Below are 15,110 nucleotides of genomic sequence, written 5' to 3' on the forward strand. Positions count from 1 at the left end.
GGCGGCCCGAACCCGCCACGCGGACCGGGCCTGCCTCATCGCATCATGCCGGATCAGGCCGGTTGCGGGGCCGCCCCGCCGCCCGTCGACGTCAGGCGCGCGCCGAGCTGTTCCGCGTAGCGTGCCGCGGCGTTGCCGCAGACGATGTGGAACGTGTCCAGCGACACCCATGCGACATCGAGCGCGCCGAGTCGATCGCGATCGACCGCCGATGCGTCACGCACGACGACGCGCAGGCGCGTGGTCGCGATCGCGTCGAGCGAAGCGACGTTGGTCGCACCGCCGAACACCGCGAGCCAGCGCAGCGGATCGGGATCGAGCGGACCGGCCGCCGCACCCGTGACCGGCTGAGCTGCAGGGGCCGTCGCCGTCGCCGCCGCGATGGTCGCGCCGCTGCTGATCGACGAGCGCATCTCGTCGGCAATAATGTCGGCCTCGGGCCCGATGATCACCTGCACGCTGTTGCCGCCGCGCTTGAGCACGCCGCGCGCGCCGATCGACTTCAGTTCCGGCTCCGACACCTTCTCCGGATCGACGACGGTCAGGCGCAGGCGCGTCGTGCATGCGTCGACGACCGTCAGGTTGCCGGCGCCGCCGAGCGCGGCGATGTAGCGCTGCGCACGCGGTGCCGCCGCCGCGCCAGCTGCCGGCGCGACGAAGCCGCCCGATGCGTACGACTCGGCCGCAGCGTCGGTCGAGGCCGGCTCGCGGCCCGGCGTCGCCATGTTGAACTTGCGGATGAAGAAGCGGAACAGCCCGTAATACGCGACGCCGTATGCGATACCGAGCGGCACCGCGATCCAGCCCTTCGTCGACAGCCCATAGTTCAGCACGTAGTCGATCGCGCCGGCCGAGAACGTGAAGCCGAGCTTCACGCCGAGGATCTGGCAGATCGCGAGCGACAGCCCCGTGAGCACCGCGTGGATCACGTACAGCACCGGCGCGAGGAACATGAAGCTGAATTCGATCGGCTCGGTCACACCCGTCAGGAATGACGTGAGCGCCATCGAGAACAGCAGGCCGCCGACCATCGCACGGCGCTCCTTCGGTGCTTCGTGCAGCATCGCGAGACACGCGGCCGGCAGGCCGAACATCATGATCGGGAAGAAGCCGGCCATGAAGGTGCCCGCGGTCGGATCGCCCGCGAAGAAGCGGTGCAGGTCGCCGTGCACGAGCTCGCCGCCGGCCGGCGGCGTGAAGTTGCCGAACACGAACCACGCGAGCGAATTGATGATGTGGTGCAGGCCCGTGACGAGCAGCAGGCGGTTCAGGAAGCCGAACACGAACGCACCGATCGCGCCCGCCGTCGTCAGCCACTGGCCGGCCGCGTCAATCGCATGCTGGACCGGCTGCCACACATACCCGAACACGATGCCGAGCACCACGCAGACCAGCCCCGTGATGATCGGCACGAACCGTTTCCCGCCGAAGAACGCGAGGTAGTCGGGCAGCTTGATGTCCTTGTAGCGGTTGTACAGCAAGCCCGCGACCACGCCCGCGATGATCCCGGACAGCACGCCCATGTTCAGCTTGGGATCGATATCCTTCATGATCGCGGTTTCGATCAGGTAACCGATCGCACCCGCGAGTGCCGCCACGCCGTTGTTGTCCTTCGCGAAACCGACCGCCACGCCGATTGCGAACAGCAGCGGCAGGTTGTCGAAGATCGCGCCGCCGGCGTCGGCGATCATCTTGATGTTGAACACGTCCGGCTGTCCGAGCCGCAGCAGGATGCCGGCGACCGGCAACACCGCGATCGGCAGCATCAGCGCCCGGCCCAGGCCCTGTATCTTCAGAAACGGATTCCCGTCCATTCAGTCCTCCAATCCATGTCTCGTCATTAATCGTCGTTGACCTAATTGCTTGCGTCGTGAAACGCTCGCGCGCCCGCCGTCGACGTTCAGTCGAGCGGCCAGACCTCGCGGCTTGCTGCCCTTACCGCCTGTGCCGAGTCGAGTGCGAGCAGATCCTGCGCACGCTGGCGACACAACTGGTAATCGAGACGGCGCACGCGCGCCTTGATGCCCGGCACCGACACCGGGTCGACCGACAGTTCGGTCACGCCGAGGCCGACGAGGATCGGTACCGCGAGCGGATCGCCGCCGAGCGCGCCGCACACGCCGACCCACTTGCCGTGCTTCGCCGCGCCCCGCACCGCGATGTCGATCAGGCGCAGCACGGCCGGATGCAGGCCGTCGGACTGCGCGGCCAGATCGGCCTGGCAGCGGTCCATCGCGAGCGTGTACTGCGTCAGGTCGTTGGTGCCGATCGACAGGAAATCCGCATGCTGCGCGAGCTGGTCGGCGAGCAGCGCCGCCGACGGCACCTCGATCATCACACCGACTTCGATCGGCTCGGTACGGCCCTGCGCACGCGCGAATTCGTCGATACGCTTACGCAGCCGCACGAGTTCGCCCGCATCCGTCACCATCGGCAGCAGGATGCGCACCGCGCCGAACGGCTTCACCGCGAGCAGGCCCTGCAGCTGATCGTCGAGCAGATCGGGGCGCACCTGCGCGAGGCGAATGCCGCGCAGGCCGAGCGCCGGGTTCGGTTCGGGCGGCAGCGTCAGGTAGTCGACTTCCTTGTCGGCGCCGACGTCGAGCGTGCGGATGATCGCGGTGCGGCCCTGCAGCGCGTCGACGATCGATTGGTAGCTCTGCTGGTGCTCGACGACGCTCGGTGCGGCCTGGCGATGGATGAACATCAGTTCGGTGCGCAACAGGCCGACCGCATCCGCGCCGTTGTCCACCGCGGTGTTCGCGTCGTCGAGCGTCGCGATGTTCGCGGCGATCTCGATGGCGCGGCCGTCGACGGTCGCGGCGGCGGCGCCGGCCAGTTGCCGGTTCGCTTCGCGCACGCCGTCCAGGCGCTGGCGTTCGTGGCGCGCGCGTTCGACGTCGAGCGCGGTCGGCGCGTGTTCGAGACGGCCCGCGCTCGCATCGACGACGACCTGCGTGCCGTCCGGAATCGCGTACAGCGCGTCGCCGACCGCGACGAGCGCCGGAATGCCGAGCTGGCGCGCGATGATCGCCGCATGCGACGTCGCGCCGCCGCGTGCCATCACGAGCGCGGTCACGCGCTGGCGATCGAGCGACGAAAGGTCCGACGGCGTGAATTCCTCGGCCGCGAGCACGGCCTCGTCGGGCAGCGTGCGCGTCGCGCCGCTCGTGTGGCCGAGCGCGCGCAGCACGCGCTTCTCGATATCGCGCAGGTCCGCCGCACGCTCGGCGAGCAGTGCGTCGTCGAGCTTCGACAGCGTGTCGATCTGCGTGCGGATCGTCGCGCGCCATGCGAAGCCCGCGCTCTTGCCGAGGCTGATCTGGTCGCGCGCCGCGTCGACCAGCGTCGGGTCCTCGAGCAGCACGCGATGCACCGCGAAGATGCCCGCTTCGCCAACCGCGCCGCGCGCCGATGCGCTGCGCACCGTTTCGTCGAGTTCGGCGTCGACTGCCATCAGCGCCTGGTCGAGCCGGCGGCTTTCCGACGCGGGCGTGCCGGTCGCTTGCTCGGGCGGCACGATATCCGCATCGTCGAGACGCACCAGCGTGCCGACCGCGATGCCGGGCGCCGCGCACACGCCCGCGAGCGTGTTCGGATCGAGTGTTGCGCCGGTGTTGCGCACGATCGGCTGCGGTGCGGGCGACTTGAGCCGCGCCGGCCTTTCCTCGACCTCGCCGTGCGCTTCGCGCAGCAACTCGTGCTCGACCGCTTCGACGGCTTGCTGCGCGTGCGCACCGCGGCCGACCAGCTCGATCGTCGCGCCTTCGCCGGCACCAAGGCCGAGCAGGCCGACCACGCTTGCGATCGGCGCCTTGCGACCGTCGAAATGCACTTCGACATGTGCGTCGAGCCCGCGCGCGGCTTCGCGCGCCCGCGCGGCCGGGCGCGCATGCAGGCCACCGGGCTGCGTCAGCACGACCTTGCGGCGCACCTCGTTCATCGCCGCCGCGCCGGCCTGCGCCGCCTGCGCGGCGGCCTCGCCCTTGCCGCGCAGCGTCAGCAGCGGCGTCTCGCCTGCCGTCGCGAAACCGCTCGCGCGCTCGATGACGTCGAACGCGTCGGAGTTCGCGATGGCGATCACGGAGACCAGCGAATGCGCGCTGCGTGCAACCGCGTCCTGGTCGAACTCGATCAGCAGGTCGCCCGCTTCGACGCGCGCGCCGGCCTCGACATGCGCGGCGAAGCCCTGCCCGTTCAGCTCGACGGTGTCGATGCCGATGTGCAGCAGCACTTCCGCGCCTTCCGGCGTCGTGATCGTCACCGCGTGGCCCGTGCGCGCGAGATGCGACACGATGCCCGCACACGGCGCGACGAGCCGGCCCGCGAGCGGATCGATGCCGATGCCGTCGCCGAACATCCCGCCGGAGAACACCGGATCGGGCACGTCGGCCAGCGCGACGATCGGCCCGGTCAGCGGGGCAAGCAGGACGATCTGATCATGGGTGGAACTCTTCAACTGGGACTCCTCGGCGCGTCTCATCGGCTGTCTCGGCTATCAGTGCGTTTCGGTGACTTTGTTCAGGTGGCGCGGCGTGTCGGGATTGCGGCCGCGCGCGACGGCGAGATCCGCCGCCATCACGTAGAACGAAAGAATGGCGGCGATCGGGTCGAGCGCCGAATGGGCGGACTGCGCGAGCGGCAAGGTCGCGCCGGGCGTGCCGGCGGGCGCCGCGAGCAGCACGGCCGCGCCACGTGCGCGCATGTCCTGCGCGAGCTGCAGCAGCCCGGCCTGCTCCGGCCCCGGAGGCGCGAACACGAGCAGCGGATAGTCGCGGTCGATCAACTCCATCGGGCCGTGACGGACTTCGGCACTCGAGAATGCCTCGGCCTGGATGCCGGAGGTTTCCTTCAGTTTCAGCGCGGCTTCCTGAGCGATCGCAAGACCGAGGCCGCGGCCGATCACGATCATCCGCTCGATGCCCGCGAGCGCGGCAACGGCCGGCGACCAGTCGAGCCGGCCGGCCTGCGCGAGCACGTCGGGCAGGCCGCGCAATGCCGTCATCAGCGCGGCGTCGCGCTGCCAGTACGCGACGATCTGCGCGGACAGCGACAGCATCGCGATGTAACTCTTGGTCGCGGCGACCGACAGTTCGGGGCCGGCAAGCAGCGGCAGCTGGTGCTCGCACGCATCGGCGAGCGGCGACGGCAGGACGTTGACGGCGGCGACGGTGCGCGCGCCGGCTTCGCGCAGCGCGGCCATGGTGTTGACGAGGTCGGGGCTCTTGCCCGACTGGGAAAATGCGATCGCGAGTTGGTCCTGCACCTTCAGCGGCGCCTGCTGCAGCGTCGCGACCGACATCGGCAGCGACGCGACGGGCACGCCGAGGCGGCTCATCGTCAGGCTCGCGAAATAGCTGGCGGCGTGATCCGAGCTGCCGCGCGCGACCGTCAGCGCGACGGCCGGCGGGTGATCGAGGAGTTGGCCCGCGAGCGCTTCGACGCGCGTGGTGTCGGCGAGTTGCGCGGCGACGACCTGGGCGGACTCGCGCGCTTCCTTAAGCATATTCGACAATCGATTCTCCTTCGACGTAGGTCGCGGTGAGGTTCAGGTCGCGATCGAACACGGCGAGGTCGGCCCATGCGCCTCGCTCGAGGCGGCCGCGATCGGTGACGCCGAGGTAGTCGGCCGCATAGCGCGACATCCGGTTCGACACGTCGGCGATCGGCAGGCCGAGCGACACGAGGTTGCGCAGCGCCTGGTCCATCGTCAGCGTGCTGCCGGCGAGCGTGCCGTCGGCCAGCCGCACGCCGCCGAGGCACTTCGTCACGTGCTGGCTGCCGAGCCGGTATTCGCCGTCGGGCATGCCGGTGGCGGACGTGCTGTCGGTCACGACGTACAGGCGCGGGATCGCGCGCAGCGCCGCACGAATCGCGCCCGGGTGCACGTGCAACAGATCGGGGATGATTTCCGCGTATTCGGCATGCGCGAGTGCGGCGCCGACGAGGCCCGGGTTGCGGTGATGCAGCGGCGACATCGCGTTGAACAGGTGCGTGAAGCCGCATGCGCCGTGCTTGAGCGCGGCGACGGCGTCGTCGTAGGTCGCGAGCGAGTGGCCGAGCTGCACGCGCACGCCGCGCGCGGCCATCTCGCCGATGATCTCGATGTGACCGGCGATTTCCGGCGCGAGCGTGACGACCCGGATCGGCGCGATCGACAGGTACTTCAGCACTTCGTCGAGCACAGCCGACACGGCCGCGTCCGGCTGCGCGCCGAGCTTGCCGGGGTTGATGTACGGCCCTTCGAGATGCACGCCGAGCACGCGCGCGCCGCCCGGCGTGCGAGTGCGCGCGACCGTGCCGAGATTCGCGACGACCTGCATGAGTTCGTCGCGCGGCGCGGTCATCGTCGTCGCGAGCAGGCTCGTCGTGCCGAACTGCGCGTGTGTGCGTGCGATCGTCTCGATCGCGTCGCCGCCTTCCATCACGTCGGCGCCGCCGCCGCCGTGCACGTGCAGGTCGATGAAGCCGGGCAGGATGTACGGCGCATCGTTCTTCGCGGGATCGGCGGGCGTGCCGTCGAGCGTGGTGATGCGGCCGTTCTCGCTGTCGAGCGAGCCGAGAATCCAGCCGTCGGGGGTAAGGATGTTGCCAGTCAGCATGACGTTTCTCTTGATGATCTGGTGACGCGGACATCCGCGTCGCGATTTGCAAATCCGTTGTGCTTCGTTGCGCTGCGCCGCGCGTGGCGCGCGGGCGGTCTCGCGCGTCAGCGTTTCAGTTCGGCGACGAAGTCGTAATAGTCGTCGCGGCAATACGTTTCGGATACTTCGATCGCGCGCTGGTCGGCACCGTAGCCGATGCGCGTGATCACGAGCAGGGCCGAGCCCGGCTTCACTGACATCCACTTCGCGATCTCGTGCGTCGCGTTCGCCGCGCGAAAGTGCTGCAGCGCGCGCACGACGGTCATCCCGCGCGCGTCGAGGTATTCGTACAGCGACGCGCCAAGCGCCTGAGGATCCGGCACCACCGCGGCCGGCAGCGTCGAATGCTCGACGGCCATCACGATGCCGTCCGCGCGGCGCAGCCGCTCGAGCCGCGCGACCGTCGCGCCCGGCGCGAGGCCGAGACGCGTGATCTCGTCGCGGCTCGCGGTGCGCAGCGTTCGCGACAGCCACACCGAATCGGGCACGAAACCGCGCTGCCGCATCTTCGCGGTGAAGCCGACGAGACGCGACAGCGGATCGGCAACGCGCGGCGTGATGAAGCTGCCCGCCCCGCGCGCCCGCTTGATCAGCCCCTGCTCGACCAGCAGCGCGAGCGCACGGCGGGCCGTGATCCGCGACACGCCGACCGTTCCCGACAGCAGCCGCTCCGACGGCAGCGCCTCGCCGGCCCGCCACGCGCCGGCGTGAATCGCGCTCGCCAGGTTGCGGGCGAGCTGCAGATACAGCGGCGTGTCGTCGAGGGGATCGGGCGCCAGTTCGGACCAGCCGGTTTCCATGTGCCTCCGGGTGTCGGACGACGACCTCGGGCCGTCGAAAGTGAACGCATTATATAACCACCATAATACCAGTCAACGAACTGGTATTAGTGACGCGAAAATCGCCGAAAGCCTTGCCCGGCAAGCGTTTTAGTTGCCAGAAAGCCTTTGTTTACAAAGCGATGCAGGATAGGGATTTACCCGGATTGGTATGCAAGGGGACAGTTCCCGGGCCGGATTTCACAGGCTTGGGAAGCTGGGAACGATACCGGAATAGAACCAGTTGGGCCGACTGGTATGCATGCGGCGGCGGCGCGCGGGCGGCGTGCCGGCGCGCCGTGTCAGTGGAACTCGCGGCTCGACGTGCGCAGGCCGCCGAGCAGCGGCGTCAGATCCTCGAAATGCTGCGCGACGAGGTGCCTCACGTCGCTGACGACCTGCCACACGCCCGATGCCGCGAGCAGTCGCGAATCGAGCGTTTCGCGGCGCTGCCGCGCGAGCAGCTCGGGCCGCACGATCACGTTCACGCAGCCAGTTTCGTCCTCGAGCGTCATGAACATCACGCCCTTCGCGGTGCCCGGCATCTGCCGTGCGGTCACGAGCCCGCACGCGCGCGCGAGCCGGCCATCGGGACGGTCGCGCAACTCGGCCGCGGACGACAGCCGCTGCGCGCGCAACGCGGGCCGCAGCAGCGCGACCGGGTGGCGGTTCAGCGTGAGGCCGGTGGTGTGATAGTCGGCAAGGATGTCGTCGGCTTCCGAAGGCGCGCCGAGCACGGGCTGCTCCGTTTCGTCGATCGGCGCGGCGGCGAGCAGGTCGCGCTCCGGTGCTGCGGCGACGGCCTGCCACAGTGCATCGCGGCGATGGCCGGCGAGCGTCGCGAGCGCGTTCGCGGCGGCGAGCGCTTCGAGATCGCGTCGTTCGAGCTGCGCGCGGCGCGCGAGCGCGTCGACGTTCTCGAACGGGCCGGCCGCGCGCGCGGCCTCGATGCGCCGCGCGGCAGCCTCGCCGAGGCCGCGCACGAGCGACAGGCCGAGCCGCACCGCGGGCTGACCATGCGGCGGCGGCTGGCCGGGCAGCGCTTCGAGCGAGGCTTCCCAGTTGCTTTGCGTCACGTCGATCGGCAGCACCTTCACGCGATGACGCTTCGCGTCCTGCACGAGTTGCGACGGCGGATAGAAACCCATCGGCTGGCTGTTCAGCAGCGCGGCGAGGAAGATCGCCGGTTCGTGGCATTTGAGCCAACTGCTCGCATAGGCGAGTTTCGCGAAACTGGCCGCATGGCTCTCGGGGAAACCGTATTCGCCGAAGCCCTTGATCTGCTCGAAGATCTGCTCGGCGAATTCGCGTGTGTAATTGCGTTCGAGCATCCCGTCGACGATCTTGTCGTAATACTTCTCGAGGTTGCCCTTGCGTTTCCAGGCAGCCATTGCCCGGCGCAACTCGTCGGCCTCGCCAGGCGTGAAGCCTGCCGCGACGATCGCGATCTGCATCACCTGTTCCTGGAAAATCGGCACGCCGAGCGTGCGTTCGAGCACTTCCTTGAGCGCATCGCTCGGATACGTGACCTCACCCTCCTCTTCGCCGGCCATGATCCTGCGCCGCTTCAGATACGGATGCACCGCGCCGCCCTGAATCGGACCGGGCCGCACGATCGACACCTGGACGACGAGATCGTAGTAGTTGCGCGGCCTCAACCGCGGCAGCATCGACATCTGCGCACGCGATTCGATCTGGAACACGCCGACCGTATCGGCGCGGCAGATCATGTCGTAGGTTGGTTCGTCATCCTGCGGAATGTGCTTCAGCGTGAACGGCTCCCCCTCCGGTTCCGGCGGCCCGCGCCACGCCGTGCGCATGTCGAAGGCGCGATGCAGCGCCGACAGCATGCCGAGCGCGAGCACGTCGACCTTCATCAGCCCGAGCGCCTCGAGATCGTCCTTGTCCCATTGAATCACGCGCCGCCCGTCCATCGCTGCGTTCTCGACCGGCACGAGCCGCGTGAGCTTGCCGCGGCTGATCACGAAGCCGCCCGAATGCTGCGACAGGTGGCGCGGAAAGTTGAGCAAGCGCCCCGCGAGTTCGGCCCATGCGCGAATGATCGGCGTGGCCGGGTCGAGCCCGGTCGTCGCGAATTGCTGCAGCAGGTCGCGACTGCCGTCGAACCAGCGATGCCCTTTCGCGACGCGATCGATCAGCATCGGATCGACACCGAGCGCCTTGCCGGTTTCGCGCAGCACGCCGCGCGGGCGATACGTCGAGACCGCCGCCGCGAGTGCTGCGCGATCCTTGCCGTATTTTTCGTAGATATGCTGAATGACCTCTTCCCGGCGCTGATGCTCGAAGTCGACGTCGATATCCGGCGGCTCGCCGCGCTCCTCGCTGATGAAGCGCTCGAACAGCATCGTGCTCTGGTCGGGATCGACCTCGGTGATGCCGAGGCAGTAGCAGACGACCGAGTTTGCCGCCGAGCCCCGGCCCTGGCACAGGATGTTCTGGCTGCGCGCGTATTTGACGATGTCGTAAACGGTCAGGAAGAACGGTTCGTAGCTCAACCTCGCGATCAGGTCGAGTTCATGGCGGATCTGCTGCTCGACCTTCTCCGGAATGCCTTGCGGATAACGCCCCGCTGCCCCCGCGAAGGTTTCCTGTTCCAGATAGCGCGTCGGCGTCAGCCCCTTCGGCACGATCTCGTCGGGATACTCGTAGCGCAGCGAATCGAGTTCGAAAAGACAAGCATCGAGAATCGCGCACGTCTCCGCGATCTCCTCCGGCGAGTACAGTTGCCCGATCCGCTGTCGCGAACGCAGATGCTGTTCCGCATTCGGCGCGAGCGCATAGCCGCACTCTGAAACCGGCATCCCGACGCGGATCGCCGTCATCACGTCCTGCAGCGGCTTGCATGAACGCCGGTGCATCGTCACATCGCCAAGCGCGACGATACGCACGCCGCGCCGCGCGCCGGCCGCACGAATCTCCTCGCGCTGCGCACCGTCCAGCGCGCGCTGCAACTGCACGAGCCCGAGCCGCGCCCGTTCGCCGAACGTCGCGCGAAACCACGCGATCTGCGCATCGAGTACATCAGCACGCACCGGATACGTGGGCACGAGAATCGCGAAGCAGTCGGGCATGCCGCGCAAGTGGGCAAACTCGGCAGGCGGCGCCGACAGCATCCGCGACGTCAGCTTGTAAGTGCCCTTCGGCGATGCCATCCGCCGCCACGAGATCAGCTCGGAAAGATTGCCGTAACCCTCGCGATTCTGCGCAAGCAACACGAGCCCGAACGCGCCGGGGCCCGGATCGTGGCCGGGCGCGACTTCATCCGGCGTGACTTCGAAATACGAACCGATGACGAGCGGCAGCCCTTTCGCCTTCGCCGCGACATGCATGCGCGGCGCACCTGCGAGCGAGCATTCGTCGGTGATCGCGATCCCGCGATAGCCGAGTTCGGCCGCGCGCTCGACCAGCTCGTCCGCATGCGACGCGCCATGCAGGAACGAAAAGTTCGATCGGCAGAACAACTCCGCGTAATCGGGCAGCCAGCTGAATTCTGCAATCATGACGGCTCACCCGAACAGGCCGTGCAGGAACCAGCGCGGCTCGGACTCGCTCCCCGCCCGTTCCTTGAATACCCAGTAGCACGCACCGACCTCGTCTTGCGCGACGTAGTAATCGCGTGCAGCCAGTTGCCCGTCGAACCACCCGGCTTCGATCCGCTCGGCCGACGACATCATCCTGAGCGGCGTATGGAACACCGGCCGGTTCTCGCGCATCAGGAGCGGCTGCGGCTCGGCCAGCAGCCATGCGGGGCGCGGCGGCACGGCCGGCGGACCAGCGGCCGGCTTGCCTGCTTGCGCATCGAGCGGCAGCCAGCGGTTCGCGGCCTCCGGACGGTGATCGGCGACGGGTGCCGCGCGCAGCACGTTCTCCGCGCCGAGCCGTGCGATCAGCAGTTCGAACAGCCGCGCGCGCGTCTCGCGCGTGCCGCCCGGCTCGGGAAAGAGATCGTCGGCCGGCGGCGCGACCGATTCGACGCGCGTGGCCTTCAGCCGCACCGCGATCACCGCGGACGGCAATTCGACGCGCGCGAGCCGCTCGCCGAGCAGCCGCATGAAGTGCGTCTCGTCGCGCACGGGCGCAGCGAACGCGAGTTCGAGCGGTGTCGGCGGCACGGCCTGACGGCCGCGCTCGTGCTCGAGATCGAACGTCATCGCGGCCAGCGACAGCTGCCGCGCGGCCAGCCATCCGCAGAGCTGCACGACGAGTCGCCGCGCAGCGAACAGCACGGCTTCCGCGTATTCGACGCGCTCCGGCAATTCGAGCCGCACGTCGAACACGGGCGGCACCGCCATCCACGCAAGCGGCTCGATCGCATCGCCGTACGCGCGATCGAGTGCGGCGAGCAGCGCGGGGCCGCAGCGGCGCTGCAACCCCGCGCGCGGCAAGCCGCGCAGATCGGCGAGCGTGCGGCAACCGAGGCCGTCGAACCAGCCCGCATACGGGCGCGCGTCGGGCAGCAGCGCGCACGGCAGCCCATCGAGCGCGCGAACCAGCGACGCAGGGGCGGCCAACCGGCGCCGGATCCGCGCGCGGGCCGAGACACGCGCAAGCAGCCACGCACCGCGCCCGGTCGGCGCGGCGGACAGGCGCGCCGCATAACCGAGCGCCGCGAGCGTCGCGCGCACCTGGCGGCACAGCGACGGCAAGCCGCCGAACAGGCGCAGGCTCGGACCGACGTCGACGATCAGCGTCGCTTCGTCGTCGAGCGCGACGCACGGCGAGAAGCGCAGCAATGCGAGCGCGACCGCGCGCAGCGCATCGGCCTCGCGCGCGGGATCGCGTTCGACGAGTTGCGTCTCGGGCGCGAGCGTCAGCACGCCGCCGCGCTTCATGCCCGCGCGCACGCCTTGCCGGCGCGCGGCTGCATCGGCGATCAACACGACGCCTTGCTCGAGCACCGCGCAGCCGGCGCCGCCGGCCGCTGCGTCAGACGGCTGCGGGGCGCACACGTCGAGCGGCAGGCGCGGCAGATGGATGCCGAGCAAGACGCGCATAGCGGCTCTCCACGATGGGCGACGGCAGGTCGAGCACGAGCGGCTCGCCGCTCGCAGGCCCGCGACGCTTGACGATGTCGAGCGATACGCCGCCCGGCACGGGATACAGCGCGACGCGCAGCACGGCCGGCGACGGCTGCCGCACGGCCGACAGCGGGCGCAGCATCACGAACAGCGTGTCGCCCGTGCGCGCGGCCGCGAGATGCAGGCGCCGCAGTGCATCGGGCCGCGCGTCCTGCCAGAGCAACAGCGCGCCGCAACAGCCGGTCTTGAGCGCCTGTTCGGCGGCCCACAACGCATCCGCGCGGCTGCCGGCGCGCAGCCACAGCAACGCGTCGGCCGGCACGCCGAGACTGGCGAGCGCGGTCGCATGCGGCGCTTGCGGCGGCGCGACGAGCGCGAGCGGACGCCGCGCGCTGACGGTGCGCGCGAGCGCGGGTGCAAGCAGCCGCATCTCGCCGCAGCTCGGCTGCGCGGCCAGCAACTCGACGAGCCCGCCGACCGGCCAGCCGCCGCCCGGCAGCTCGGCGGACAGCTGCGCGAAGCCGGTGTCGATCGTGCGCAGACCGCCGCGCGCGAGCTGCGAGCCACGCCAGAGCGATGGATGAAGGGATTCGGGAGAAATGGAGGATGCGAGCATGACGCCACCCACAACTGTATGGATATACAGTATATGGCAATGCGCTCGCATCGCACAGCGCCGGTGCGAAACCGGCTTTTGTCGGAGGAAAAACGGGGAGAAAGCCGGCGCGCCCCGTCATGCTACGGCGCGCCGGATCGGGCGTGGCCGGATCGCGCCGCCCGAACGCCCGCCCCAACCATCCGGCCCGATGCGGCGCACGCGCGCCGAATCGCCCGGCCGGATCGGCATGCCAACCCTCACGCAAACCGGCACGATGCAGCACCTCGCACCGCGCCGGCCCGCCCGCCGCGCGTCAGCCGAGCAGCAACGCGTCGTCGTCGAGCTGCTCGTGCCGCACCTTCTCGAACATCTGCAGCAGGTCCGGCACGTCGAGCCCGCGGCGCTGGTCGCCCGACACGTCGAGCACGACCTGCCCCTGGTGCAGCATCACCGTGCGGTCGCCGTAGTCGAGCGCCTGCCGCATGCTGTGCGTGACCATCATCGTCGTCAGCTTGCTTTCGGCGACGATGCGCGCGGTCAGTTCCAGCACGAACGCGGCCGTCTTCGGGTCGAGCGCGGCCGTGTGCTCGTCGAGCAGCAGGATCCGCGACGGCCGCAGCGACGCCATCAACAGGCTCACCGCCTGCCGCTGGCCGCCCGACAGCAGCCCGATCCGGTCGGTCAGCCGGTTCTCGAGACCGAGGTTCAGCAGACGCAGCTTGTCGCGGAACAGCTCGCGCGACGGACGGTCGAGCGCGGCCCGGAAGCCGCGCCGCACGCCGCGCGCCGTCGCGAGCGCCATGTTCTCCTCGATCGTCAGCGCCTCGCAGGTGCCGGCCATTGGATCCTGGAACACGCGCGCGACGAGGTGCGCGCGGTCCCACGCGGGCTGGCGCGTGACATCCGTGCCGTCGATCGCGATGCGTCCCGAATCGACGCGCTGGTCGCCGCTGACCGCATTGAGGAAGGTCGACTTGCCGGCGCCGTTCGAGCCGATCACCGCGACGAACTGGCCGTCGGGAATCTCGAGCGACAGCCCGCGCAGCGCACGCGTCTCGATCGGCGTGCCGGGATTGAACGTGAGTTTCAGGTCTTGTGCGGACAACATGTCAGGCCCCTCCGTTCTTGCGCGCGAACAGCTTCTTGCGCGTCGCCGGCAGCACCAGCGCGATCGTGACGAGCGCAGCCGTCACGAGGTTCAGGTCCTGCGCTTTCAGGCCGATGAATTCGCTGTTCAGCGCGAGCGCGATGAAGAAGCGATAGACGATCGCACCGAGCACGACCGCGAGCGTCGTCAGCACGAGCCGGCGCGCGGGCAGCAGCGTCTCGCCGATGATCACCGCGGCCAGCCCGATCACGATCGTGCCGATCCCCATCGAGATGTCGGCGCCGCCCTGCGTCTGCGCGAACAGCGCACCGGCGAGCGCGACGAGCGCGTTCGACAGCGCCATCCCGGCGAGCGTCGCGCGGCCCGTCGCGATGCCCTGCGCGCGCGCCATCCGCGGGTTCGCGCCGGTCGCGCGCATCGCGAGGCCGAGCTGCGACGAGAAGAACCAGTCGAGGCCGAGCTTCGCGACCACGACGACGATCGCGAGCAGCGCCGGGCGCAGCACGTAGTCGGGCATCCAGTCGGGCTGCAGCACGGTGAAGATCGTCGGCTCGGTGATGAGCGGTACGTTCGGCCGGCCCATGATCCGCAGGTTCACCGAATAGAGCGCGATCATCATCAGGATGCTGGCGAGCAGGTCCATGATCTTCAGGCGCACGTTGAGCCAGCCCGTGACGAAGCCGGCCAGCGCGCCCGCGACGATCGCGAGCACCGTCGACGTGAACGGGTCGTGGCCGGCGGAGATCAGCGTCGCGGCGACGGCGCCGCCGAGCGGAAAGCTGCCGTCGACGGTCAGGTCGGGGAAGTTGAGGATGCGAAACGAGATCAGCACCCCGAGGGCGACGAGACTGAAGATCAGGCCGATCTCCAGCGCGCCCAGAAACGAGAACAGAGACATGATGG

Annotated in this window: 10 protein-coding genes; all 10 read right to left on the minus strand. The window is 69.4% G+C overall.

Annotation, left to right across the window (positions count from 1 at the left end):
• Positions 1-53: 53 nt before the first annotated feature.
• On the minus strand, positions 54-1,814 hold the full coding sequence (gene nagE, locus DIE11_RS18990) for an N-acetylglucosamine-specific PTS transporter subunit IIBC (protein WP_124626322.1): 1,761 nt from the start codon (positions 1,812-1,814) through the stop codon (positions 54-56).
• Between the two features lie 86 nt (positions 1,815-1,900).
• Positions 1,901-4,483 carry a phosphoenolpyruvate--protein phosphotransferase gene (ptsP, locus tag DIE11_RS18995; protein ID WP_124626324.1) on the minus strand — a complete coding sequence of 861 codons (2,583 nt, stop codon included), beginning with the start codon at positions 4,481-4,483 and terminating at the stop codon, positions 1,901-1,903.
• A 15-nt stretch (positions 4,484-4,498) separates the two neighbouring features.
• Positions 4,499-5,506, minus strand: coding sequence for an SIS domain-containing protein (locus tag DIE11_RS19000; protein ID WP_059599886.1), 1,008 nt, complete (start codon positions 5,504-5,506; stop codon positions 4,499-4,501).
• On the minus strand, positions 5,499-6,602 hold the full coding sequence (nagA, locus tag DIE11_RS19005) for an N-acetylglucosamine-6-phosphate deacetylase (RefSeq protein ID WP_059691447.1): 1,104 nt from the start codon (positions 6,600-6,602) through the stop codon (positions 5,499-5,501). The genes DIE11_RS19000 and nagA overlap by 8 nt, the downstream gene beginning before the upstream one ends.
• A 107-nt stretch (positions 6,603-6,709) precedes the next feature.
• Entirely contained in the window at positions 6,710-7,444 is a 735-nt protein-coding gene (locus DIE11_RS19010; RefSeq protein ID WP_059599884.1) for a GntR family transcriptional regulator, read from the minus strand.
• Positions 7,445-7,764: 320 nt separating this feature from the next.
• Positions 7,765-10,983, minus strand: a complete 3,219-nt coding sequence (locus DIE11_RS19015; protein WP_124626326.1) for an error-prone DNA polymerase — start codon at positions 10,981-10,983, stop codon at positions 7,765-7,767.
• Positions 10,984-10,989: 6 nt separating this feature from the next.
• Positions 10,990-12,477 (minus strand): DNA polymerase Y family protein, encoded by a 1,488-nt coding sequence (locus tag DIE11_RS19020; protein ID WP_124626328.1) that lies wholly within the window; start codon positions 12,475-12,477, stop codon positions 10,990-10,992.
• Positions 12,410-13,117, minus strand: a complete 708-nt coding sequence (imuA, locus tag DIE11_RS19025) for a translesion DNA synthesis-associated protein ImuA (RefSeq protein ID WP_124626330.1) — start codon at positions 13,115-13,117, stop codon at positions 12,410-12,412. Before imuA ends, DIE11_RS19020 begins: the two co-directional genes overlap by 68 nt.
• A gap of 295 nt (positions 13,118-13,412) precedes the next feature.
• Positions 13,413-14,207 (minus strand): ABC transporter ATP-binding protein, encoded by a 795-nt coding sequence (locus DIE11_RS19030; protein ID WP_059599880.1) that lies wholly within the window; start codon positions 14,205-14,207, stop codon positions 13,413-13,415.
• 1 nt (position 14,208) lies between these two features.
• A complete protein-coding gene (locus DIE11_RS19035) occupies positions 14,209-15,105 on the minus strand; it encodes an ABC transporter permease (protein WP_059599879.1) in 897 nt (298 codons plus the stop codon).
• Positions 15,106-15,110: the final 5 nt, after the last annotated feature.

Source organism: Burkholderia sp. Bp9012, from assembly GCF_003853825.1.
Taxonomy (GTDB): Bacteria; Pseudomonadota; Gammaproteobacteria; order Burkholderiales; family Burkholderiaceae; genus Burkholderia; species Burkholderia diffusa.

Bases quoted from the DNA above. Each gene is read 5' to 3' on its own strand.
- DIE11_RS19000 (WP_059599886.1), bottom strand. From the start codon at position 5,506: ATGCTTAAGGAAGCGCGCGAGTCCGCCCAGGTCGTCGCCGCGCAACTC.
- DIE11_RS19030 (WP_059599880.1), bottom strand. From the start codon at position 14,207: ATGTTGTCCGCACAAGACCTGAAACTCACGTTCAATCCCGGCACGCCG.
- nagE (WP_124626322.1), bottom strand. From the start codon at position 1,814: ATGGACGGGAATCCGTTTCTGAAGATACAGGGCCTGGGCCGGGCGCTG.
- DIE11_RS19020 (WP_124626328.1), bottom strand. From the start codon at position 12,477: ATGCGCGTCTTGCTCGGCATCCATCTGCCGCGCCTGCCGCTCGACGTG.
- imuA (WP_124626330.1), bottom strand. From the start codon at position 13,117: ATGCTCGCATCCTCCATTTCTCCCGAATCCCTTCATCCATCGCTCTGG.
- DIE11_RS19035 (WP_059599879.1), bottom strand. From the start codon at position 15,105: ATGTCTCTGTTCTCGTTTCTGGGCGCGCTGGAGATCGGCCTGATCTTC.
- DIE11_RS19015 (WP_124626326.1), bottom strand. From the start codon at position 10,983: ATGATTGCAGAATTCAGCTGGCTGCCCGATTACGCGGAGTTGTTCTGC.
- ptsP (WP_124626324.1), bottom strand. From the start codon at position 4,483: ATGAGACGCGCCGAGGAGTCCCAGTTGAAGAGTTCCACCCATGATCAG.
- nagA (WP_059691447.1), bottom strand. From the start codon at position 6,602: ATGCTGACTGGCAACATCCTTACCCCCGACGGCTGGATTCTCGGCTCG.
- DIE11_RS19010 (WP_059599884.1), bottom strand. From the start codon at position 7,444: ATGGAAACCGGCTGGTCCGAACTGGCGCCCGATCCCCTCGACGACACG.